The sequence below is a fragment of the Lysinibacillus sp. ACHW1.5 genome, assembly GCF_022014815.1.
Lineage (GTDB): Bacteria > Bacillota > Bacilli > Bacillales_A > Planococcaceae > Lysinibacillus > Lysinibacillus capsici.
Genome location: NZ_CP091777.1, coordinates 2,037,891 through 2,058,598, shown reverse-complemented (window position 1 = coordinate 2,058,598; position 20,708 = coordinate 2,037,891). Strand labels below are relative to the sequence as shown.

Genomic DNA, 20,708 nt, shown 5'->3' with positions numbered 1-20,708 from the left:
CATTATACCAAATAATGCTAATTACACCATAATAACTATAATCAATTTCTTTTCATCCAGTCATCCAACTACTTACCTATTTCGTAAAACAAATAGTTAGACCTAGCTATTCGTTTGAAAAAACAGCAACCAAAAAGGCTGCTGTTGGCATTATACGGCAATCGGTGCTTTTATCGCAGGATGTGGATCATATCCTTCAATCGATAAATCCTCAAGCTCTATATCAAAGATGGATGCTTTATTTGGATTGATGTGCAATGTTGGTAGGTTTCTTGGCTCACGTGATAGCTGTTCTTTCACTTGCTCCACATGGTTAGCATAAATATGGGCATCCCCAATGCTATGAATAAATTCGCCAACCTCTAAGCCACACTCATGTGCGATCAAATGTGTTAATAAGGCGTAAGACGCAATATTGAATGGACAGCCTAATAATGTATCAAGGCTTCTTTGCATTAACTGGCAGCTTAATTGACCATTTGCTACATAAAATTGGAACATCACATGGCACGGTGGTAATGCAGCTTTACTGCCCTTTGCGCCCGCATTAATGACATCCTCAGGATTCCATGCATTGACAATGATACGGCGTGAATCAGGTTGGTGCTTAATCTGATGAATGACATCCTGTAGCTGATCAAGGCTCTCGCCATCAGAGGTTGTCCAATGGCGCCATTGTTTGCCATAGACATTTCCGAGATCTCCATATTGCTGTGCAAAGTCATCATCTGTTAAGACACGTTCACAAAATGAAGCAAGCTCTTTCTGATACAATGCGTTAAATGACTCGTCTACTAAACAGCGTCGACCAAAATCTGTCATATCTGGGCCTGTATACTCATCAGATTCCACCCATTTCTTAAATGCCCATTCATCCCAGATGTGGTTATTATGCTGCAACAGGTAACGAATATTGGTATCCCCTTTAATGAACCATAATAATTCACTTGCTACAAGCTTAAAGGGCACACGCTTTGTCGTTAGAAGAGGAAACCCTTTGCTTAAATCAAAACGCATTTGATACCCAAAGACGCTGTATGTACCTGTCCCAGTACGATCCTCTTTCTTTGTGCCATTTTCTAATATATGTTGTAGTAAATTTAAGTACGCTAATTCTGGATGCGTCATTTTTCTTCAACAGCTCCTTCAAGTTTGCTGTTGACCATTATACCATTTCACAACGAATTATTGTTGAGCTCCCTCGAAATTTCACTCTCCGTTGTGACGAAAAAAGTGGGCAGCAAGATGATATTTAATAAAACAGGTCCAACGATTACTAATAAATCAATCCCAGGACTAAAATATAATCCAAATGCTGTAATCAGACCTGATAATACAAGAAACACGATTTGTGCGACAATGATTAAGATCGGCACCAATTGATACAGGTAATTGAGTTTACGGAACTGATGCATATTGTCTGGGTTTTTAATGATTTTTCTTTTTAACCGTCTGGATAAAATAAGACAAGCAAGCAGTTGGATAGCCATAAAGCAAAAATAAATGACACTGTATACAAGCAACTGACTTTTTTGAATGGTGCCATCAAAATGGCCCACTCTTTGATTTAATAACTCTTGTACCGCTCCCTCATAGACATATTCACGTTCACTTAAAAAAGTAAAGGGCTCCATAAAGCCAAGCGCTGTCCAATCCTTTGTATTGACAGTCCACTTGGATAATTTACTCGCTAAAATACGCAATTGAATAGGATCTTGCTCGCCAAACATCCCTACGAGATGACGATAGGGTATGGCTACTTTTAACTGACCATCCTGCTTTTCTTGAAATAAATCCTGAATATAAAAGGTATAGGCAACATCGGATTTATTGGCCTCATAACGAGTCTCACCAATTTTCCAATGATTAGCTAAGGAAGCTTGAATACCATTTTTCATTTCTGTATAGGGCATATCCTTATGTAGGTGCTTCGGAATCTTATAGATAAAATGATGATCACTACCTATAAGACCAATTTCAACTTCGACTTTATCCTGATTCACCGTTTTCGCCTTCGTGGTCAATGGAATGGTGATCATAGCGATGAGAAAAAAAAGAATAAGTGTTAAAATGCCTTTTTTCACGCAGAAGTCCCCCTATTCGTCACTAATGATTAAATTTACCCTATCATACCCATGTCCGAAAACACTATTTCGTTATTCCGAAAAAACAATAGTGGTTTTCCGAAACCCGTTATTTCGGTATTCCAAATTTATCAATAATTAGCGATAATATATAGGAGATTAAGATCATAAGCAAATTCGAGGTTTCACAATGAAAAAATGGACATATTGTATTTTTCTTACTTATTTAATTCTTGGAATTTATGTATTAGGTATTACCATCAAAACACCCTTTATTAGTCTCACTCTCGATACGACAAATGGTCAGCCTGTTATTATGGATAGCTATTATCCTCAATGGGCAGAGCAAAAAAATATTGAAAAAGGGGATGTGATTGTGACTATCGATGGGCAGCCAGCCATAGAGAATCGCTACGTTCGGCTACAAAGGGTCGTTAGAAGCGCCAATTCATTAACGATTCAAAAGGCTGATCAGAGCATTCACACCATTGCTGTCAAGCATCGAGATATGCCAGAAGAATTATATTTGCAAATTTTGTTCCCCATCTTTTATTTTTTCCTAGCTTTTGGAGTCGCACTTTATGTTTGGCGACGCAATCAAAATAATCTTTCAACGTTTTTATTGATCCTATTTTTATTAACTTGCTCATTGGCCTATATCAGTACTGGCGCATCAGCAAGAGGAAATATGATCGGGATGATTGTCATTGGCATTTGTATTATTTTATGTATGGTTCTCTTTATTCACTTTTTACAACACTTTTTCAAATTTCTACAAATCAGATGGACCTACCCTCACAGTAAATGGCTATACTTATTAACACCTATCATCCCTGGCTGTTATCTACTTGAGGAAGTTATACCAACATTACGTGAGATAACATCTATCTTGAACTTGAGCTTATTTGCTGTCCTAGTGCTCTATGCAATTTATATTTTAGTAACGAGTTATTTACGTACAAAATTGGCCAAAATTCGTTTAATTGCACTTGCCTTTATCGTGCCATTTTTACCCTTTTTATTATTCTTCGTTACACCTGAAATATTAGGACATAAGCCGATATTACACGCTGAAATCGCCGCATTGTTTTTATTATTTATTCCGTTCTCTTTTCTGTTCATTCAGGTGAACGAACGATTATTCGATATTGAATACCAATTATCACGATTACGCTATTATTCAACGCTAGCCTTTTTCAGTGCGCTTCTTTTAACAGCAGGGATTGCCCTGTTATTCATGGGGGAGCTATCCATCGTCCATGTCACAAGTATTTTTTTACTTGTCTTTATGGTGATCATTGCGAGCTTTTATATAAAAGAACGCATTGATTTTAAGTATCGGAAAATTATCTTCGCTTCTACTGGAAATTATGTACATAATTTATATGCAGCCGTTCAGCGCATGGGCAAAGCAAAAAACCAACAAGAATTATTGGATCGTTTTAAATATGAAATCACCGAGAAGCTTGGAACGACAGCGTTTCATATCTGTACAATCACAGACGATTCTCCACAGCATGTAAGCTACTATCCGCAATTACTGTTACATGATGCTGGTGAGGAAAAGATTATGTTAGAAATACACCATGCTCTGCAAAAGGAAGAGCTGCTTTGGTTAGAATTGCTTGCACTGTATGTGTCGATGTTTATCAATAACTTACAGCAAATTGAGGATTTAGTGCGTGAAATTCAGCATATAAAAAATACCAGTGATACACCGCTTCCATGGCTCGATAAATTGCTATGGAATATTATTGAGAAGGAAAAGAGTATTTTAGCACAGGAATTACATGATACCATTTTGCAGGAGCAGCTTCATTTAGCCAGAGAGCTTGATGTCCTAGCTGGCTCTCCTACTATTCAAAAGGAAACCGTACTAGCTATACGCGAGCAGTTATTAAATGCAACGAAGGACTTACGAGAATATTGTGAGAACTTGAGTCCCCCACTATTAGATACCTTTGGTTTACAAATGGCATTAAAAAAACTCATCCAAAAGGTAAAAATAAGGGCTGATTTTTTATTAAGCGCACAAATTGATCGTGTAGAATTTCAGGATGTCACCCTGCATCTCGTAGTCTATCGTCTCGTGCAGGAGCTGTTAAATAATGCAATCAAGCATGCCGAAGCAACAGAGGTTTTACTTCAATTACATGCCATCCCTCAAGGCTTTATCCTTCGATACGATGATAATGGTATAGGCTGCGACATTGACGATTTAATACAGTCCTCTGCATCAATGGGTATTAATGGCATTCGTGAACGTGTCCGTGCTTTTAATGGTGACATTACCATTCAATCGAGCCCTAATGAGGGCATGCATATTTATATACAAATACAAGAGGACGGGGAATCATATGATGAACATACTTATTATAGATGACCATCCTGTCGTTTTAGATGGTACGAAAACATTGTTGCAGGATTTAGCCAATGTTCAAATCGAAACAGAACAGGATAGCGCAGCCGTTTTATCAAGAATGGATACAGATACCTTTCAGTTGTTTCTGATTGATATCAATATGAAGCCAATCAACGGCATTCAACTATCAGAGATGATTAAGAAAAAACAAGCAGATGCATTGATTATACTTTACACAGGCTACGAACTTTCCGATTATTATGAGCTATTAATTGAGAAAAAAATTGATGGTCTATTATCAAAGCTAGCAACAAAGGAGCAAGTGATCCAAACCATTCAAGCAGCCATAAGAGGTGAGATTCTACTGGCAGCCGATTTCTTAGACTTTGTTCAGCAGCGCTCCAACCTGCCAAATGTGCAGCAGGAGGTTCTACTAAGCGATAAGGAACAGGAAATACTACAGCTCGTTGCCCAAGGCTGTACCAATAAAGCCATCGCCTCTGCAATAGGTGTCACCCAGCGTACGGTGGAGAACTATTTATCCAAGCTATTCGTCAAGCTGAATGTAGAATCGCGGGCGGAGGCTGTTATCGTTGCTAAAGAAAAAGCATGGATTAATTAATGAGGAAATAGCGCTTCTTTACTATTAGATTACAAATGTAAATTTTTCCTTACTAAAAACGGAATTTACTGGATATACAAATAATTCTGTACTATAATAAGGGTAATAATTACATTACTTCATTGCTATGATTAAAAACACGTATTCAAAAGTAATACGAGCTTTTGAATACGTTTTTTATATGTGATAGAAGCAATTGATTGTTGAATTTTTTTGGGAGGGTGTTTACATGACACAAGGTACAGTAAAATGGTTTAACGCAGAAAAAGGTTTTGGCTTCATCGCAGTTGAAGGTGGCAATGATGTATTCGTACATTTCTCAGCTATCCAATCTGATGGCTTCAAAACTTTAGAAGAGGGCCAAAAAGTTGAATTCGGCGTAGAAGAAGGCAGCCGTGGACCTCAAGCAACGAATGTAGTGAAACTATAATCTTCACTTAACATAGACGTGCAAATAAAAAGAGACATTCGTAAATGGATGTCTCTTTTTTCCTGTGCCAGGATTTATTCATCCTATCAACTTTCACAGGTAGCCCCCACCGTATGAACCATTCCATCCTGACTAATATAAATGAATTTGGTAATACTTTTTTGGGCGTCCACGCGTGGTGGATGTATTGCTTGGTAATTCATGTGCTAAGTTTTTTTCATGGAGCTGCTTTAAAATGCGGTTTGCAGAGCGTACCGTAATGCCAAGATGTGTACTGAGCAGTTCTCCACTGACGATCGTTGTCGTTAGTTTTTCCAGCATCGCTTCTATTTTTTGTAATTGTAGTAAGGGAATATCATATGTCGTACTTAAATTTTTTAAATGCTGTTGTTTTTCATCGTCAAACTGTAGCATCGTTCCATAAAGTAATGGCCCGATTTCTCGTGTATTTTCGATAATGTATCCCTGTGTTTCCTTTGAAGAGCAGAGGGTTGCAGCTTTTTTAGCAAACTCCTGACTTTCAACTAGAGAATCACCAATTCCCCACCCTATTCTGACAGGAAACGAAAGCTTCTCATTTAAAAAATCAACCAAATGACAATGGGAATAACGATTCGTTGTACTTAAAAATTGCTTATACGTCGTGATAATTGCAATAAAGGATGCCTCACGATGTACGATAAATGAGCTAGCATACAGTTGTTTGAAATCTAATATAGTTTTATATAAGGCAATTTGCCGATATTCTAGGTCTTCTATATTCGATTTATCTATCGGAATTAAAATATGGACTACCACTACTTTATTTTGGTTAAGCTGCCGAATTTGAAGTTGATTGAGAAAATGATCTAATGTTAATTGCATTGCATAGGGAGACGGGTAAAAAGCGATAAAGGGTATATTTTGATCAGCTAAGCGCTCACGTATTTCTGCAATGCGGGTAAAGGTCAAATCAACCTTGTTTTCCTTATGCAATTGTATGTGCCATTCACCAGCTTTATCGACAATATCGCTACTTGCGTACTCGCTCATCGTTTGGCTAAAAAGATAAGGTTTTTTTCCTATCGACCATTCATGAATGCCCAAATAGCCGTTTTCCTCATAGCAAAAGTCGATGGCAATACGATTCATGGCAATCTTCTTCTCATAAAAAAGCTCCGTAACGGTACGGTAAAAATCACGTTCTGAAATATCAAAATAATGCATGGGTACCGTTGCTTCTTGAAAATGTTTTTGAGCATAGAAATATGGAATTTGCCCGCTAAAAAGCGCTCCATCTCCCCCTTCCAAATACTTTTCTAATAGCTCATTCAACTGTTCAAAATCAGTATACGCATAGTAATGAAATTCACAAAAAGAGGGTTTAATTTTTTCAAGCTGTTGAACCCATGAAAGTGAGCGTTTTGCGGTAAAAACATTAATTTTATACATACATATAGCTCCTTAAATAAAAATAAATATTGAAAATAGTCAGAAAATATGGTTTCTTTGTATAAAGGACATAGATTTCCAATGTCTTAAAATAGAGACATTGGATTTTTAAAGGTTAAGTCTAATAAAGTATAAAAGGAGATGAAATTTATGCAAGGGAATTCACAAACAATTAAGAAAAAATCTTGGATTGACAACATGTTAGATAAAATCGAGCGTGCAGGTAATAAGCTACCAGACCCAATCACGTTATTTATTATTCTAGCTGGTGTAGTACTAGTTTTATCATTGGTTTTATCCATGCTCGGTATTTCAGCAGTTCAACCTGGGACCGAAGATGTCATTCAAGTAAAAAATCTGCTAAGTCAAGAAGGACTTATCTTAATTTTAACGCAGATGGTTTCAACATTTACAGGCTTCGCTCCGTTAGGGCTAGTAATCGTGACAATGATTGGTATTGGTTTAGCTGAGCAAACAGGCTTAATTTCAGCTGTCATGAAGAAAATTGTGATGTCAGCACCTACAAAATTAATTGTACCTTTTATCATTTTTACAGGTTTAGTTGGTAACTTAGCGGCTGACGCGGCATTTATCATTTTACCACCAATTGCAGCCATGATTTTTATGAGTGTTGGTCGAAATCCATTAGCAGGCTTAATTATTACATATGCAGCTGTAGCTGGAGGCTTCAGTGCGAACATATTAATTAGCTCTCTAGATGTATTATTATTAGGGATTACAGAATCAGCAGCACAAATAGCAGACCCCGCGTACACTGGTCGTGCAACGATGAACTACTATTTTTTAATTGCTTCGACGTTTTTATTAGTCATTATAGGTACATGGGTTGCAAAAAAGTTTACAGAGCCTCGCTTTGGTTCGTTTCACGGTGAAATTGAAAAGCTAGAGCCATTGACAGCTTTAGAGAAGAGAGGATTGAAATGGGCTGGAATCGTCACGCTAGTTTATATTTTAGTCATTGCTTTTACAGTCATACCGTCGAACGGTCTTTTACGTGATCCTGCAACAGGTGGCTTTTTAAACTCACCTTTCATGGCAGGCATTGTCCCTATCATGTTATTCTTCTTCCTATTACCTGGCCTTGCCTATGGGATTGCAGCGAAGGAGGTTAAAAACGATAAGGAAGTTGCGGAGAAAATTTTTAAATCCATTGCAGATATGGCGCCATTTATTGTATTAGCGTTTGCCGCTTCACAAATGATTGCCTTTTTCAACTGGAGCAATATTGGCTCTATTTTAGCCATTAAAGGTGCCGAGCTTTTACAAGCATTGAATTTTACAGGCTTACCAATGATGATAGGTTTTGTTTTAATTTGTGCCTTTGTCAACCTATTAATCGCCAGTGCTTCTGCAAAATGGGCTTTACTTGCTCCAATTTTCGTACCAATGTTCTTATATTTAGGCTATTCCCCAGCGGTTACACAAATGGCCTATCGTGTAGGGGATTCGATTACAAATCCAATTACCCCTATGTTACCGTATTTCGCGATTTTACTATCATTTGCAAAGCGCTATGATAAAAATATCGGTATAGGCACGCTTATATCTTCTTTATTGCCGTTCTCGGTGTTTTTCGCAATCGGTTGGATTATCCTCTTCGCCATTTGGTTCCTATTCGGTTTACCGCTTGGTCCGGGAGATTATATTTACTTAAAATAAGGAGTGTTAGTGAATGACAACATTACAACAACAGTTAGCAGATTTATTAAAACATTATGAAGAAGAGACAATACAGCTTCGTCGTCATTTCCATGAAAATCCTGAGCTTTCCTTTGAAGAGGTTGAAACGCCAAAAACCATTGCTGCCTTTCATCGCGCATTAGGACATGAGGTTCGTGAAGGTGTAGGTGGCAATGGTGTTGTGGCAAAGCTAGTTGGTGGAAAACCAGGGAAAACAGTAGCCTTGCGAGCAGACTTTGATGCTTTAGCCATTACGGAAGAAACCGGCTTACCTTTCCAATCGAAAATTAAAGGGCGTATGCATGCTTGTGGCCATGATGGACACACAGCTTCCCTCTTAATCTTAGCGAAGGCGTTTAATCAAATGAAGGATGATTTAGAAGGAACAATCGTCTTTATCCATCAGCATGCTGAGGAGCTTGCGCCAGGTGGAGCTATTTCGATGATTAGAGATGGCTGCTTAGAAGGTGTAGATGTTATTTTTGGGACACATTTATGGGCACCCACTGATCTTGGCAAAGTGCAAACAGCTAAAGGACCATTAATGGCTGCAGCAGATGGTATTTATATAACGATAAAAGGTAAGGGTGGCCATGGTTCAAACCCAAGTGACACCAAGGATTCCATTGTCCTTGCAGCTCAGTTTATTACAAATTTACAGCAGCTTGTGGCACGTCGTATCAACCCATTACGTCCAGCAGTAGTATCAATTGGGCATATTGAGGCATTAAATCCATTCAACGTCATTGCTGATCAAGTGTACATGAAAGGTACAGTGCGCACTTTCCACGAGGAGGAGCGTAGTTTGTTAGAGCATGAAATCGAAGAGCTTTTAAAGGCAACTTGTTATTTAACAAAAGCCGATTACGAGTATGAGTATGTGCGAGGCTATCCGCCTGTTGTGAACCATGATGCAGAGACAGAGCATATAATGGCGTCCGCAGAGAAAATTGCAGATGTTGAGACTGTTGAAATAGTCGATCCGAATATGGGTGGCGAGGACTTTGCCTATTTCTTAGAGGAAATCCCCGGTGCGTTTTTCTTCACAGGGGCAAAAAATCCTGATTGGGTGGAAGTCTATCCACACCATCATCCGAAATTCGATATCGACGAGCGCTCATTACGAATTGCCGCCAATGTTTTAGGTCAAGCAACGCTAGACTATTTCGCAAAAAATAATTAATAAAAAGCATTACGAAGTGCTACATGCATTTCGTAATGCTTTTTTCGGTTGAATATTTTAATAAGAAGAAAAGATGGCCAAAGTTAAGAGGGTCTCTCACTTTACAGCGGACTCCTCCTCACTCAGAATCACTTTGGAGTTACCAATCCCCCCTTTTAGCTAGGCATAGGAATGTAAGCCGGCAATGACTAGATTGACAAATACTTGGTTGAACACAATAATGCCAAAGCCGATAATGGCCAACCAGGCTGTTTTTTCTCCTTCCCAGCCTTTGGATAAGCGGAAATGGAGGAAGGCTGCGTAGAATAAAAAGGTAATTAATGCCCACACCTCTTTCGGGTCCCACCCCCAATAGCGACTCCAGGCAATTTGCGCCCAAATCATGGCGAATAGCAGGCCACCTAATGCAAATAATGGGAAGCCGATAACAACAGCGCGATAGGAAATCTCATCCATTAATTGTGGCTGTACGCGGCTTGTCCATGGCTTTAATAAGGCACTCACTGATTTTCTTGTGATGAATCGAATGACACCATATAAAATAGTACCCACAATAAATGCCCAAACAATCGAGTTTAATTTCTTGGCATCTATTTTATTTGTGATTTCGACAACACCGATTGCTTCACCCTTCTCGGTGACGGCTCCTTTACTGACAATCAGGGGCATCATGGAGTAAGTGGCTTTTTCTTGCTGTCCCTGTGCATTATCGAATTGTACCTGCACCTCTTCTGTGGCAAGGCTGAAAAACGTCGATACGCCAATAAAGCCAATGACAACCACCAAACAATACAACACAAACTCAAGCCCGTATGTACTGATAGATTTTTTGGAAACATCCAGCGTTCTTAATAAGTAAATTAAACCTGTAGCAAAGGATACAGATAAAATGGCACTAGAAAAGGCCACAGTCATGACATGAATCGTTAACCAGTGACTTTGTAATGATGGAACAAGCGGCGATACTTCCTTCGCGAAAACGCTTCCATAACCAAGGATGATTAAGGATACAGGAATCGTGAATAAGCCAACCACGATTTGCTTATATAAGAAATGGATAATTAAGTAACTTCCTGTAAGCATGATGCCAAAGAACGTCATAAATTCATACATATTACTGACAGGTGCATGGTCAACCGCCACCCATCTGACAACAAAGTACACGAGCTGTAGGGCAAAGGCTATATAAGTGAGCAATAGTCCTAGCTTACCGAATGTTTTTCTCTTTGATTTGACTGCTAGCCCTAATGGCACAATAGCAATGAGTAGTAGAATAAAGGCAATAAATAAGGCATTGCTACTAATGGATAATAAACTTTCTTGATTCAATAGAATCCCTCCAACGTCTTTTTTTCGGAATATGCTTCCAAATAGTAAGAACGTTATAGCGTGTAAGAAGTGCCATGTTTTCCCTTTAAATATTTTTATTTTTTCAAATTGTTACATTTTTATGACATGGAAATGGGGATGTGCTTGGTAGGATTCATCATTATGTAGAGGGAACGAGAAAACATCCCATTAAATGGAAGGCAACTGTATCAAAAAATGGTATGCCTCTATCTACATCTTACAAAAAATTGTAATAAAAGTCTATTTCTTTTTCTATCTACATGGGACAATAATGATGCGCACAAATAACATAACGTTATGTTTCATAAACTGGAGGCTTTTAATGAAACAAAATATTTATGATAATCCGATATTTTTTCATCACTACAAGACATTGAGACAAAAAGCATCTAATTATAACCGTCTTTTGGAGCAGCCCACGATGAAGGCTTTACTTCCACCGTTGACAAATTTACAGGTACTCGATATTGGCTGTGGTATGGGAGATTTCGCCAAGTATTGTATCGACCATCAAGCCAAGCACGTAACCGCATTAGATGTTTCGAGCAATATGCTGTCCGTCGCTAAACAGGAGCATGCCCACCCACAAATTGACTATCAGCTACAGGCAATAGAGGATTATGAAGCTCCTTCGGCTAGCTTTGATTGTATAACCAGCTCCCTATCTCTTCATTATGTCAAAAATTTCGATGCGGTCATTGCTCAAATTGCTCACATGCTACGTCCTAACGGTGTATTTATTTTCTCTGTGGAGCATCCTATTGCTACAGCTCGTCATACAACAGATGATAATTGGGTATATGATGACAATCATCAACGTCTGCACTATGCGGTGGATCATTACCAGGAAGAAGGCTTGCGTGAGCAAACATGGTTGGTGGATGGTGTTGTCAAATATCATCGCACTATAGCGACACTGGTCAATACATTGATTACCCATGGGTTAACCATTGATAAAATCGTAGAACCAATTCCAAGCACAGCAGCCATTCAACAGCTTCCTTCTATTGAAAAGGAACTACGCAGGCCATCCTTTTTATTCATCAAAGCAAAAAAATAAACGAAAGCCTCACCCTAGGTTTGTGGTGAGGCTTGTTTCATATAAATAATTTCTGGGTCTCCCTCATCCAAGTTGTCGATAAAACCGCTTTTGATAAAGCCTAGGTTATGAAAAAGCTGGTGCATACGCCTATTGGATTGATTTGTAGAGGAGAAAACCTTTGCTGTTTTAGCCATTTGGATATAAGCGGTCATTAAGGCAGATGCGATCCCCTTTCTGCGCTCGGACGGCTTGACAATGACTAAGGAAATAAAGCTATAGCCAAAAAAGTCATTGCTAAATAGCAAAAACCCCCCAATGGTATCGGCGGATTGGTATAGCAAACAGCGTTTCTCTTTGATAGCTTGCTGAATTTCTTCCGCTCTGGATGAATCTCCAATTACTTCTTGATCGATTGTACAAAGCGCTTGTAAATGCTCCATTCTTGCTTCAATTATATGGTGGCTCAATTTTCAACCTCCTTCATATAGTAGCTCATCACCTTTAGCTCATTTCGAAGTCCCATTGCCTGTCTGCCTTCATCGACAAAGCCACATCGCTTATAAAGTTCTTGAGCAGCTCTATTTGGCACATTGACCCCAAGCACCAGCTCATTGATGAGTGGGAAATGCTTGCGAACAAAGTCAGGCAATAATTGAAGTGCTGTCTTGGCATAGCCTTTGCCCTGCTCATAAAAATCAGTGGAAAAGGAACGGATTAATAGCGCATGTTCATTGGAGGAGTAAGGCGTCACCCCCTCTTTTTCATGTAAGACAAAGAACGTGACTAGCTTGTTACCGTCCATTGCTAAAATGGCATGTCAACTATGATCCTGCTTAGCAAGTGCAATGCTTTCTTTTGGAGACTTTGTATAGCGTAGCTGCTCTTCTGTTAGGGTATATTGTTCTACTAAATTTTGTGCTTTGTCCTCATAGAACTTGAGCTGCATAGTCACTCGAATTCCTCCTCGTAAATAGCAGTGAATTCATAGTCTCCCTCTATAAGTTGCTGTAAATAATCCTCAAACGAAGCTGCAATCACCTCAAAGCTATCAGGATCATGGACATAACGAACCACCTGGCCAACTTGTCCCGCTTCATTTGGCGTAAAATCAATATATAGGCTCGATGTGCCCCCATTATTCATACAATCAGCAAAGCAGAGCCGTTCATTTAACGGGACATGCATATTAATCTTTTCATCTACTTCCACATACGCTAAAAATTCCTGATAGCGCTCATAAATTGTTTCACGTTTATCATGATAATCTTTCATGATTTGCTCCACCGATTTTAAATAATACGGATAATCCCCTAAATCAGAGCCTAGCACTAAAACACAGATCGTTTCTTGCCCATGCTGACAATAATATGTACCATTGACATCCTGTAATAGCTCCACCAAAGCTTGTGGGCAGTTCGGAAATACTTCTAACAAGGCCTGAATTTGTGTCTCTGAAGCACCAAAAGCCTGTTGTAATTGTTGCTGCTCTTCTTGTGGTAAGTATTGTAATAAATTCGCAAAATATGTTGTGCGCATCTTAATCCCTCTCTCTCTTTAACTATGACATATTTTAACATAATTTCTTCCATTCTCTTAGTCCCTCATGCTACTATGGAAGTATGCACAAAAAAGGGGTGGGTTTATGAGTGTGAAAGATGCAGTAGACGTGAAAATATTACCAACAATCGTAGGGTTGTAACGCTACTTGCAGCCCTTGTACAAGGGAGAATAAAATAATGGAACACTATTTGACAACATTTTTAACAGGGCAATCGATCACTTTACAACAAATGACTACTGCTGACCTAGAGGCTTTTATAGCAATCGAAAGCGAGATTACCTCTTTGCTACTTGCTAATGACGAGATTCCTTTTCCACAAACTGTAGAGGATCATACCGCTTTCTTTAACAGTATCAGTGGGAAGAAGGAGGAATACTTTTTCGGTATCTATGAAAAAGCGTCACAACAGTTAATAGGCTCCTGTGGCGTTTATGCAGTGAATTGGCAAAATAGCACTTGCTCTGTCGGCATTTCAATTGGGAAAGAGTGGCACGGCAAGGGCTATGGCACGGATGCAATGAAAACGCTCATTGATTTTATCTTCCAATATATAGCTGTTCAGAAAATCAAGCTTCAGGTTTTTAGCTTTAACCCAGCAGCTATTCGCTCCTATGAGAAATGTGGCTTCACAAAAGAAGGCATTTTACGCCAAGAAATTTTCCGCTTTGGTACATTCCATGACGTAGTTTTATTTGGCCTCTTACGCTCCGAATGGGAGAGGAATTAACAGAATAGCACAAAAGAGATACTATGATTGCTGTAGTATCTCTTTTCTTTTGTTCAGTCCGCTTGCCACACACGTGTTACTTCCTGTAAGGATAGCCCTTGAAAGGATAATCGATAGATATCTGGCATACTTAGCGTTTGCCAAAATGCATAATCGTACTGGGCATCAAAATATTGCATCATCAATGCCATGATATTGCCATGTGTACCGATAACGACAGACTCCTCTGGATGAGTAAGAAGGATGCGCCGCAAACTTGGAATAGCACGAGCCATCGCCTGTTGATTGGACTCTCCACCTGCCCATGCAAAGCTTGGCTCATGCCACACCCGTTGAACTGCTGCATGAAAATCCTCCAGCTTCCCACTAGCAAGCTGCCGTTCTTTTAAAGCATCTATCGTTTGGACGGGTAAATGACGCGCCTGTGCAATCCCCTCCACTGTTTGAATGGCTCTACGATAGGGACTAGCATAAACTGCGTCAATTCGCTGATGCTTCAAAAGATTTGTGACACGCTCTGCATCCCTTTGTCCCTGAGCAGATAGTGAACGATGATATTCATCCTCTGAATAATGGGCATGTGCATGTCTAACAAAATAAATCTCAGTCATCTGTTTCTCCTCTTTAATCTTAATGAATATTTCAAATTGCAGGGTATATGTTTTGATGTAGCACTGACTCCCAACGGAAGTTTCCAGTTAAACGACCTGTAAATCAGGGGTGCTCGATTCATTAATCACTATTCGATCATAAAATCTATACATGAAATAGGTAGCAAATCACCTGCAAGTGAATCCGTATAGTATTGCTCAAACAATTCTTTTGTGGGGAATGCATCATTGCTGTAAGTAATCGCATACAATGCATCCATACGAGGTTCCTCCACTAAATCAAACATAATTAGCAGCATTTCCTCTGGCGAAAAGGTCTGCAAATGACGAATTTCTCCATCGTTTAAAAATGCTTGATAGGCCTCTCTTTTTTCCAAAGATAAATCGGCTACATAGCTAAATTCAGTGGATGTGGATGTCGTATCCATGTCATACACAATGGTCGGTTCCTGTAAGGGCTTCTCCCTTTCACATGCCGTTAGTAAACTTAAAAAAGCAATGATGGAAACCAGTTTTTTCATCATGCGCTACATCACCTCATCTACCATCCATTATTCCATTAATTTCAAAAATTCTCAACATTTCACCATAGACAATGAAATGTCCCCATTTCTAAACAACAAAAAAGGGAATTTGCTAAAATGTGACAAGATATGAATTCCACGCTTAATTATCGGAAAATTCAATCTCTAATCACAACTTTTTTCTTAGTATAAAAGACTTAAGACTTCTCTATTTTCCCCTTAATATTTTCTAAAACAAAGAACGTGAATAACCCTATCCAGCACATGAATAGGGTTTTAAGTCATGTATTAAATTCTATAAAAAGGGAAATTCACAGTATTATTTATCTATAATACATAAAAATTTTCAATCGAGCTAAATAGGATGAAGTACCCTATCTATGACTAAATTACGAATTTAAGAAACGATACACAATGTGACATTTTTTTTAATATAAGTGATATACAATGAAAAAGTTGAATCGAGGTCATAAAAATTTATTTCAAGAATATGGATAAAAAATTAGGAGGAAAATATCTTGGTTAACTTATTACTTAAACAATTCTTGAAGGCGGAAATTGAGATCAAACGAAGAATTATGTATAAAAAAGCAAAGGATCTTGGTTTCACCCACCCTATTGTAGTAGATTACAGTCAAGAATTGGATGTCTTACTTAATAGATATTTAAAACAAGCACAAGCTTCCTAATCATAACGAGGCATATAATAGAAGAAAGTATAGATATGATAAAGCCAGGCCATGTTTTATTGGCTGGTTTTATCGGGGATGATACATGCATTCACCTAGCCATTTCTCAGAATGTATAGAGAATGAAAAAGTAGGCGATGTTTTTGATAAGAAAACATTTGGAGGTTGAATGATGCACGTATTCATCTTAACTTTTATGGTTGTTTCCAAAATATTATTGCCACCTCAACATTCAGTAGACCATACATCACCCACACTTTGCACACCAACTGAAATAAATACACTATATCAATACCCAAACAACCAATTTCAATCGTTTCGTGATGAGGACACATTTTATCAGCAGCTTAATCGTGCGATTTATGAGGAATATACCAATGCTTCATTGAATATTCGTCAAAAGATGGCTTTTAAAGATGTAGCAAATGCGACAAAACGTTTTTATTTACAAACAGATGGTAAACAGGAAACAATAGACCTCTCTCAACATACTTTTATTCATCCCAATCGACAAGTTTATTTTTTAGCATCCTTTCAGCACAATACCGATGAATCCTATCGCAAATTTCTTGTCATCGACGCTGAAACACAAGAAGTAATACTGGGACATTCGCTTTTTCAAGAAAGTTCCAAGCACCTTTAATTCATTGTATGCACACCATGTAGATTCTAGTAGTCATTTCAAAAAAATAGAAGTAAAAATTTCTTAACAATTAAAAAGCTTGCGATGAATGACGAACATTCATCGCAAGCTTTCTTTACTTGAATTAAGCTAAACTTTTTTGTTGAATGGCTGCTGTGACTTCTTCTATTAATTGCTGTAGTGACTTATCAGCGGAATTTTGCTGACCATGTCTGCGAACAGCTACAGTTCGGTTGGCAACCTCACGATCACCGATTACCACAATATATGGTATTTTTTGCAATTGGGCTTCTCGTATCTTTTTGCCGAGCTTTTCTTGACGGTCGTCTAATTGCACACGGATTTCTGCTTGTTGTAAAGCTTCAACAACTTGCTTGGCATAGCCTTGATGTGCCTCTGCTACCCCAATCACTTGGACTTGCTGTGGTGCCAGCCAAGTTGGGAATGCTCCGCCAAAATGCTCGATTAAAATACCTAAGAAGCGATCAATTGAGCCAAACACTGCACGATGGATGACAACAGGTCTCACCCTTTCATTGTGCTCATTAATATACGTTAAATCAAATTTCTCTGGTAGCTGGAAATCAAGCTGAACTGTTGCGCATTGATGACTGCGCTGAATCGCATCTTTAATATGGATGTCAATTTTCGGTCCATAAAAAGCCCCGTCCCCTGCATTAATTGTATAGGCAATACCTAAATTGTTTAGGACATTTTCAAGTGCTGCTTCTGCTTGATCCCACAGTGCCAAATCACCCATATAATCATCTGGTCGTGTCGATAATTCAATCGTATACGCAAAGCCAAAGACGTTGTACACTTCATCTATAATCTTTAAGGCCAGTGCAATTTCATCCTCAATTTGCTGTGGTGTTGCAAAAATATGGGCATCATCCTGACAAAAAGTTCGTACACGTAACAAACCATTCAAGGCGCCACTAAATTCATGTCGGTGCACTTGCCCAAATTCTGCCATACGTATAGGTAAATCCCGATAGGAATGTAAGGCATTTTTGAAAATCAGCATATGCCCAGGACAGTTCATCGGCTTTAAGGCAAAGCTTTGGTCATCCACCTGTGTGAAATACATATTGTCCTTATAATGATCCCAGTGACCTGACTGCTCCCATAAGCGTTGGTTCATCATCAGTGGTGTTCGTACTTCCCTATAATCATATTTTGCTTGTAAATGTCGCAAATACGATTCCAGTTCATTGCGTAAAATTTGACCATTGGCTAAATAGAAGGGCATGCCAGGTGCTTCCTCTGAAAACATAAATAACGATAGCTCTTTACCTAGCTTGCGATGATTTCGCTTTTCTGCTTCCTCCAAGAAGATAAAATGATCGCGCAGTTCCTCTTTTGTAGCAAAGGCAACGCCATAAATACGCTGAAGCATTTGATTATTGCTATCGCCTCGCCAGTAAGCGCCTGACACATGCATTAATTTAAAATGCTGTAATTTGCCTGTAGACGGGACATGTGGACCACGACATAAATCATAAAAATCTCCCTGCTCATAAATCGTAACTAGCTCATCTACAGGAATTGCCTCCAACAGCTCTAGCTTTAACGCATCATGGACGAATAATTGCTTTGCTTCTTCACGTGAAACCTCGCGTCTATGAATCGGTATATTTTCCTGTACAATTTGTTTCATTTTCTTTTCAATTTGCTGTAAATCACTCGGTGTCAGTGTATTAGCAATGTCTATATCATAATAAAAGCCATTTTCAATGACTGGTCCTACTCCAAATTGTGCATGTGGATAAAGTCGTTTAATTGCCTGAGCTAATAAATGGGCCGTAGAATGGCGAATGACCTCGATCCCTTCCTTTGAGCTTGCATCGTACAATGTAATTTGTGCATCTTCCATAATCGGGTGCGTCAAATCAATGATGGTTCCGTTAACACTCCCTGCGACTGCCTTTTTACGAAGCTCTGGACGAATCGCTTGTGCAATATCGGTTAGTGTCACACCTTTAGTAAATGCTTGTTGTTGACCATCTGGAAATTGAATGTGAATACGTTGATTTGACATGTTTCTCTACTCCTTTTCGTAATAAAATCAATTACACCTTGGCATAATTGTGTAGATAAAAAAAACACATATCCGCCCCTAAGAAGGGACGAGTATGTGTTGATTACCCGTGGTTCCACCCAAATTCCCACTAGTTTATAAGCTAGTGGCTCATTGATTTTGCTGTAACGCTGCAAAAAACGGTGCAAGTTTCCAAGCACGGCTCCAAGGTAGTAAGATGGGAGTACGACATTAGGAAGCTTGCAGCCAAGGCCTCCCTCTCTATAAATGGTTAATCGCATCTCTTGTCCTTATCATTGCCCATTTCATTTTGTATGAAATTGTTAATTACTATAACGAATAGTGAATTCTTTGTCAAACACTAAAAAAGAAAAAAATTTAGCGACGGACTTGCAATGGGCGTTCTGGACGTTGAACACAATAGTGACAATGCGGGTCATCACATGCCTCCTCTTGCCACTCATTACACATCGCACAAAAATAACTATCAAACGTGTCATCATAGATGATGGAATTTTGACAACTCGGGCATTGTTGATTTTTTTGAATCGTACCGCTGATTTCTAGCCCATCAAAAATCACTATATCTTCGCGCTGTTCAATTCGCATTTTATTATTATCTCCTAATGATTTTTCACTTCTAAGGTCTCATCTTCAGATTGCCATTCTACATGGATCATTGGCTTTGTTTCTCGTTTAAAGATTTTCTCACTTTCTTTTTTTGTGAAGGAATAATAGCCATCTTTATTTAACTGAACATCACTTAAATTTTGGGATTCTTTTGTCCCCTCAATTGTAATTTCTAAAGGCCCCAAATCATCATCATCTCCCAGATAAAATAAGCGTAAGCCCACCTCACCATTACTATGATAGATGGCTTTCCAATGTTCACTTTTGGCGATATAATGTATCTCCTGCTTGGGGCTTTGACAAGCTGTCAATAGGATGATGAGGGCAAGTGGAAAGATCGATTTTTTCATTAAATATCCCCCTAACCTTGTATGGTGATAGCCCACCCTGTCGGCTTTTCTTCAAAGGCATCCTCGTATTCTGTAAAAACAAAATGAAGTCCCCTTAAATCATCTGGCAAGGGTGGTGTCACCACATACGTACTGCTTTCATGTCCATTTGAGCCACCTGTACCTTTACTTCGGCATTCATAGGACGCATCAATGTATAGACCAAAATGTTTTCGTTCTAATTTTTGCTGAATCGTTAGCTGAGGTTCTTGCTGCTCATCCCAATCGATTAATAATTGCACCACACTTGCATTGTCATATTGACGAACATAAGAAACCGTATACAAACGCTCCCCCTTTGCTACCGTTTTCAATACAGGGATATAGTGACGGAAGCCTGAAGGTTCTACCTTTGAAGTATAGTATTTTTCTGATTTAATCAACTGGAAAAACAACGCTAAAAAAGTATCATCGAAACCATATTGCTGTGCCCATTTCGAAATGGTATCATCCGAAGGCAAGCCTGGAGTAAGAGCAGCTTGCTCTTTTCGTTGCTGCAAAAGTGCACATATTTGCTCATCTATTGTGACAAGCCTTGAATCATTGTATTTGCTATGTTGTTCGGACATCTATATCCTCCTTCCTCCTGCAAGTCCTTCTTCTTTCTATACGTTATTTTCCGCAATTGGTTCCATAAACAGCCTATTTTTACTTGTAAATACCAAAAAAGCTATCCAATACATTGGAT

The 20,708-nt window shown here is 38.8% G+C and carries 21 protein-coding genes and 1 pseudogene; 9 read left to right on the top strand and 13 right to left on the bottom strand.

Features of this window, described 5'->3' with window-relative positions:
• Positions 1-150 precede the first annotated feature (150 nt).
• Positions 151-1,128 carry a thymidylate synthase gene (locus L6W14_RS10105; protein ID WP_131520317.1) on the bottom strand — a complete coding sequence of 326 codons (978 nt, stop codon included), beginning with the start codon at positions 1,126-1,128 and terminating at the stop codon, positions 151-153.
• Between the two features lie 47 nt (positions 1,129-1,175).
• Positions 1,176-2,084 (bottom strand): hypothetical protein, encoded by a 909-nt coding sequence (locus L6W14_RS10100; protein WP_131520318.1) that lies wholly within the window; start codon positions 2,082-2,084, stop codon positions 1,176-1,178.
• Between the two features lie 190 nt (positions 2,085-2,274).
• Here L6W14_RS10100 and L6W14_RS10095 point away from each other — a divergent pair, with 190 nt between their 5' ends.
• The 3 genes from L6W14_RS10095 to L6W14_RS10085 all read left to right on the top strand — a co-directional run bounded on the left by L6W14_RS10095 (position 2,275) and on the right by L6W14_RS10085 (position 5,498).
• Positions 2,275-4,467 (top strand): ATP-binding protein, encoded by a 2,193-nt coding sequence (locus tag L6W14_RS10095; RefSeq protein WP_131520319.1) that lies wholly within the window; start codon positions 2,275-2,277, stop codon positions 4,465-4,467.
• A complete protein-coding gene (locus L6W14_RS10090) occupies positions 4,442-5,068 on the top strand; it encodes a response regulator transcription factor (RefSeq protein ID WP_131520320.1) in 627 nt (208 codons plus the stop codon). The genes L6W14_RS10095 and L6W14_RS10090 overlap by 26 nt, the downstream gene beginning before the upstream one ends.
• A gap of 229 nt (positions 5,069-5,297) precedes the next feature.
• Positions 5,298-5,498, top strand: a complete 201-nt coding sequence (locus L6W14_RS10085) for a cold-shock protein (protein WP_004230248.1) — start codon at positions 5,298-5,300, stop codon at positions 5,496-5,498.
• Between the two features lie 132 nt (positions 5,499-5,630).
• On the opposite strand, the gene L6W14_RS10080 is transcribed toward L6W14_RS10085, so the two are convergent.
• Positions 5,631-6,929, bottom strand: coding sequence for a hypothetical protein (locus L6W14_RS10080; RefSeq protein WP_131520321.1), 1,299 nt, complete (start codon positions 6,927-6,929; stop codon positions 5,631-5,633).
• Between the two features lie 150 nt (positions 6,930-7,079).
• Between L6W14_RS10080 and L6W14_RS10075 the strand changes: the two genes are divergently transcribed.
• Entirely contained in the window at positions 7,080-8,609 is a 1,530-nt protein-coding gene (locus L6W14_RS10075; RefSeq protein ID WP_237900669.1) for an AbgT family transporter, read from the top strand.
• A 13-nt stretch (positions 8,610-8,622) separates the two neighbouring features.
• Entirely contained in the window at positions 8,623-9,813 is a 1,191-nt protein-coding gene (locus L6W14_RS10070; protein WP_237900667.1) for an amidohydrolase, read from the top strand.
• Between the two features lie 159 nt (positions 9,814-9,972).
• Here the strand turns inward: L6W14_RS10070 and ccsB are convergent, their stop codons facing one another.
• Entirely contained in the window at positions 9,973-11,142 is a 1,170-nt protein-coding gene (gene ccsB / locus L6W14_RS10065) for a c-type cytochrome biogenesis protein CcsB (protein ID WP_237900665.1), read from the bottom strand.
• A gap of 343 nt (positions 11,143-11,485) precedes the next feature.
• Here ccsB and L6W14_RS10060 point away from each other — a divergent pair, with 343 nt between their 5' ends.
• On the top strand, positions 11,486-12,223 hold the full coding sequence (locus L6W14_RS10060; RefSeq protein ID WP_237900663.1) for a class I SAM-dependent methyltransferase: 738 nt from the start codon (positions 11,486-11,488) through the stop codon (positions 12,221-12,223).
• A gap of 14 nt (positions 12,224-12,237) precedes the next feature.
• Here L6W14_RS10060 and L6W14_RS10055 read toward each other — a convergent pair whose 3' ends face one another.
• The 3 genes and pseudogenes from L6W14_RS10055 to L6W14_RS10045 all read right to left on the bottom strand — a co-directional run bounded on the left by L6W14_RS10055 (position 12,238) and on the right by L6W14_RS10045 (position 13,741).
• Positions 12,238-12,672, bottom strand: a complete 435-nt coding sequence (locus L6W14_RS10055) for a GNAT family N-acetyltransferase (RefSeq protein WP_237900661.1) — start codon at positions 12,670-12,672, stop codon at positions 12,238-12,240.
• A pseudogene (locus L6W14_RS10050) lies at positions 12,669-13,157 on the bottom strand (GNAT family N-acetyltransferase). The gene L6W14_RS10055 and the pseudogene L6W14_RS10050 overlap by 4 nt, the downstream one beginning before the upstream one ends.
• On the bottom strand, positions 13,154-13,741 hold the full coding sequence (locus L6W14_RS10045) for an SMI1/KNR4 family protein (protein WP_237900659.1): 588 nt from the start codon (positions 13,739-13,741) through the stop codon (positions 13,154-13,156). Before L6W14_RS10045 ends, L6W14_RS10050 begins: the two are co-directional and overlap by 4 nt.
• A gap of 200 nt (positions 13,742-13,941) precedes the next feature.
• Here L6W14_RS10045 and L6W14_RS10040 point away from each other — a divergent pair, with 200 nt between their 5' ends.
• Positions 13,942-14,493 carry a GNAT family N-acetyltransferase gene (locus L6W14_RS10040; RefSeq protein ID WP_131520327.1) on the top strand — a complete coding sequence of 184 codons (552 nt, stop codon included), beginning with the start codon at positions 13,942-13,944 and terminating at the stop codon, positions 14,491-14,493.
• Between the two features lie 53 nt (positions 14,494-14,546).
• Here the strand turns inward: L6W14_RS10040 and L6W14_RS10035 are convergent, their stop codons facing one another.
• Positions 14,547-15,104 (bottom strand): histidine phosphatase family protein, encoded by a 558-nt coding sequence (locus L6W14_RS10035; RefSeq protein WP_131520328.1) that lies wholly within the window; start codon positions 15,102-15,104, stop codon positions 14,547-14,549.
• Positions 15,105-15,232: 128 nt separating this feature from the next.
• Entirely contained in the window at positions 15,233-15,628 is a 396-nt protein-coding gene (locus L6W14_RS10030) for a hypothetical protein (RefSeq protein ID WP_237900657.1), read from the bottom strand.
• A gap of 518 nt (positions 15,629-16,146) precedes the next feature.
• On the opposite strand from L6W14_RS10030, the gene L6W14_RS10025 reads away from it, so the two are divergent.
• Positions 16,147-16,317: an aspartyl-phosphate phosphatase Spo0E family protein gene (locus L6W14_RS10025; protein ID WP_004230265.1), complete on the top strand. Its 171-nt coding sequence runs from the start codon at positions 16,147-16,149 to the stop codon at positions 16,315-16,317.
• 172 nt (positions 16,318-16,489) lie between these two features.
• A complete protein-coding gene (locus tag L6W14_RS10020) occupies positions 16,490-16,960 on the top strand; it encodes a hypothetical protein (RefSeq protein ID WP_048394519.1) in 471 nt (156 codons plus the stop codon).
• A 124-nt stretch (positions 16,961-17,084) separates the two neighbouring features.
• Here the strand turns inward: L6W14_RS10020 and thrS are convergent, their stop codons facing one another.
• The 4 genes from thrS to L6W14_RS10000 form a co-directional block, all read right to left on the bottom strand.
• Positions 17,085-19,001, bottom strand: coding sequence for a threonine--tRNA ligase (gene thrS / locus L6W14_RS10015; RefSeq protein WP_131520331.1), 1,917 nt, complete (start codon positions 18,999-19,001; stop codon positions 17,085-17,087).
• A gap of 378 nt (positions 19,002-19,379) precedes the next feature.
• Complete coding sequence (locus tag L6W14_RS10010) at positions 19,380-19,610, bottom strand: hypothetical protein (protein WP_131520332.1); 231 nt, start codon at positions 19,608-19,610, stop codon at positions 19,380-19,382.
• A gap of 14 nt (positions 19,611-19,624) precedes the next feature.
• Entirely contained in the window at positions 19,625-19,981 is a 357-nt protein-coding gene (locus tag L6W14_RS10005) for a membrane lipoprotein lipid attachment site-containing protein (protein WP_131520333.1), read from the bottom strand.
• Positions 19,982-19,992: 11 nt separating this feature from the next.
• Positions 19,993-20,589 carry a hypothetical protein gene (locus L6W14_RS10000; protein WP_048394530.1) on the bottom strand — a complete coding sequence of 199 codons (597 nt, stop codon included), beginning with the start codon at positions 20,587-20,589 and terminating at the stop codon, positions 19,993-19,995.
• Positions 20,590-20,708: the final 119 nt, after the last annotated feature.

Bases quoted from the DNA above. Each gene is read 5' to 3' on its own strand.
- L6W14_RS10035 (WP_131520328.1), bottom strand. From the start codon at position 15,104: ATGACTGAGATTTATTTTGTTAGACATGCACATGCCCATTATTCAGAG.
- L6W14_RS10070 (WP_237900667.1), top strand. From the start codon at position 8,623: ATGACAACATTACAACAACAGTTAGCAGATTTATTAAAACATTATGAA.
- L6W14_RS10005 (WP_131520333.1), bottom strand. From the start codon at position 19,981: ATGAAAAAATCGATCTTTCCACTTGCCCTCATCATCCTATTGACAGCT.
- L6W14_RS10020 (WP_048394519.1), top strand. From the start codon at position 16,490: ATGCACGTATTCATCTTAACTTTTATGGTTGTTTCCAAAATATTATTG.
- L6W14_RS10000 (WP_048394530.1), bottom strand. From the start codon at position 20,589: ATGTCCGAACAACATAGCAAATACAATGATTCAAGGCTTGTCACAATA.
- L6W14_RS10075 (WP_237900669.1), top strand. From the start codon at position 7,080: ATGCAAGGGAATTCACAAACAATTAAGAAAAAATCTTGGATTGACAAC.
- L6W14_RS10010 (WP_131520332.1), bottom strand. From the start codon at position 19,610: ATGCGAATTGAACAGCGCGAAGATATAGTGATTTTTGATGGGCTAGAA.
- L6W14_RS10060 (WP_237900663.1), top strand. From the start codon at position 11,486: ATGAAACAAAATATTTATGATAATCCGATATTTTTTCATCACTACAAG.
- L6W14_RS10040 (WP_131520327.1), top strand. From the start codon at position 13,942: ATGGAACACTATTTGACAACATTTTTAACAGGGCAATCGATCACTTTA.
- L6W14_RS10085 (WP_004230248.1), top strand. From the start codon at position 5,298: ATGACACAAGGTACAGTAAAATGGTTTAACGCAGAAAAAGGTTTTGGC.
- thrS (WP_131520331.1), bottom strand. From the start codon at position 19,001: ATGTCAAATCAACGTATTCACATTCAATTTCCAGATGGTCAACAACAA.
- L6W14_RS10095 (WP_131520319.1), top strand. From the start codon at position 2,275: ATGAAAAAATGGACATATTGTATTTTTCTTACTTATTTAATTCTTGGA.
- L6W14_RS10090 (WP_131520320.1), top strand. From the start codon at position 4,442: ATGATGAACATACTTATTATAGATGACCATCCTGTCGTTTTAGATGGT.
- L6W14_RS10105 (WP_131520317.1), bottom strand. From the start codon at position 1,128: ATGACGCATCCAGAATTAGCGTACTTAAATTTACTACAACATATATTA.
- L6W14_RS10030 (WP_237900657.1), bottom strand. From the start codon at position 15,628: ATGATGAAAAAACTGGTTTCCATCATTGCTTTTTTAAGTTTACTAACG.
- L6W14_RS10045 (WP_237900659.1), bottom strand. From the start codon at position 13,741: ATGCGCACAACATATTTTGCGAATTTATTACAATACTTACCACAAGAA.
- L6W14_RS10080 (WP_131520321.1), bottom strand. From the start codon at position 6,929: ATGTATAAAATTAATGTTTTTACCGCAAAACGCTCACTTTCATGGGTT.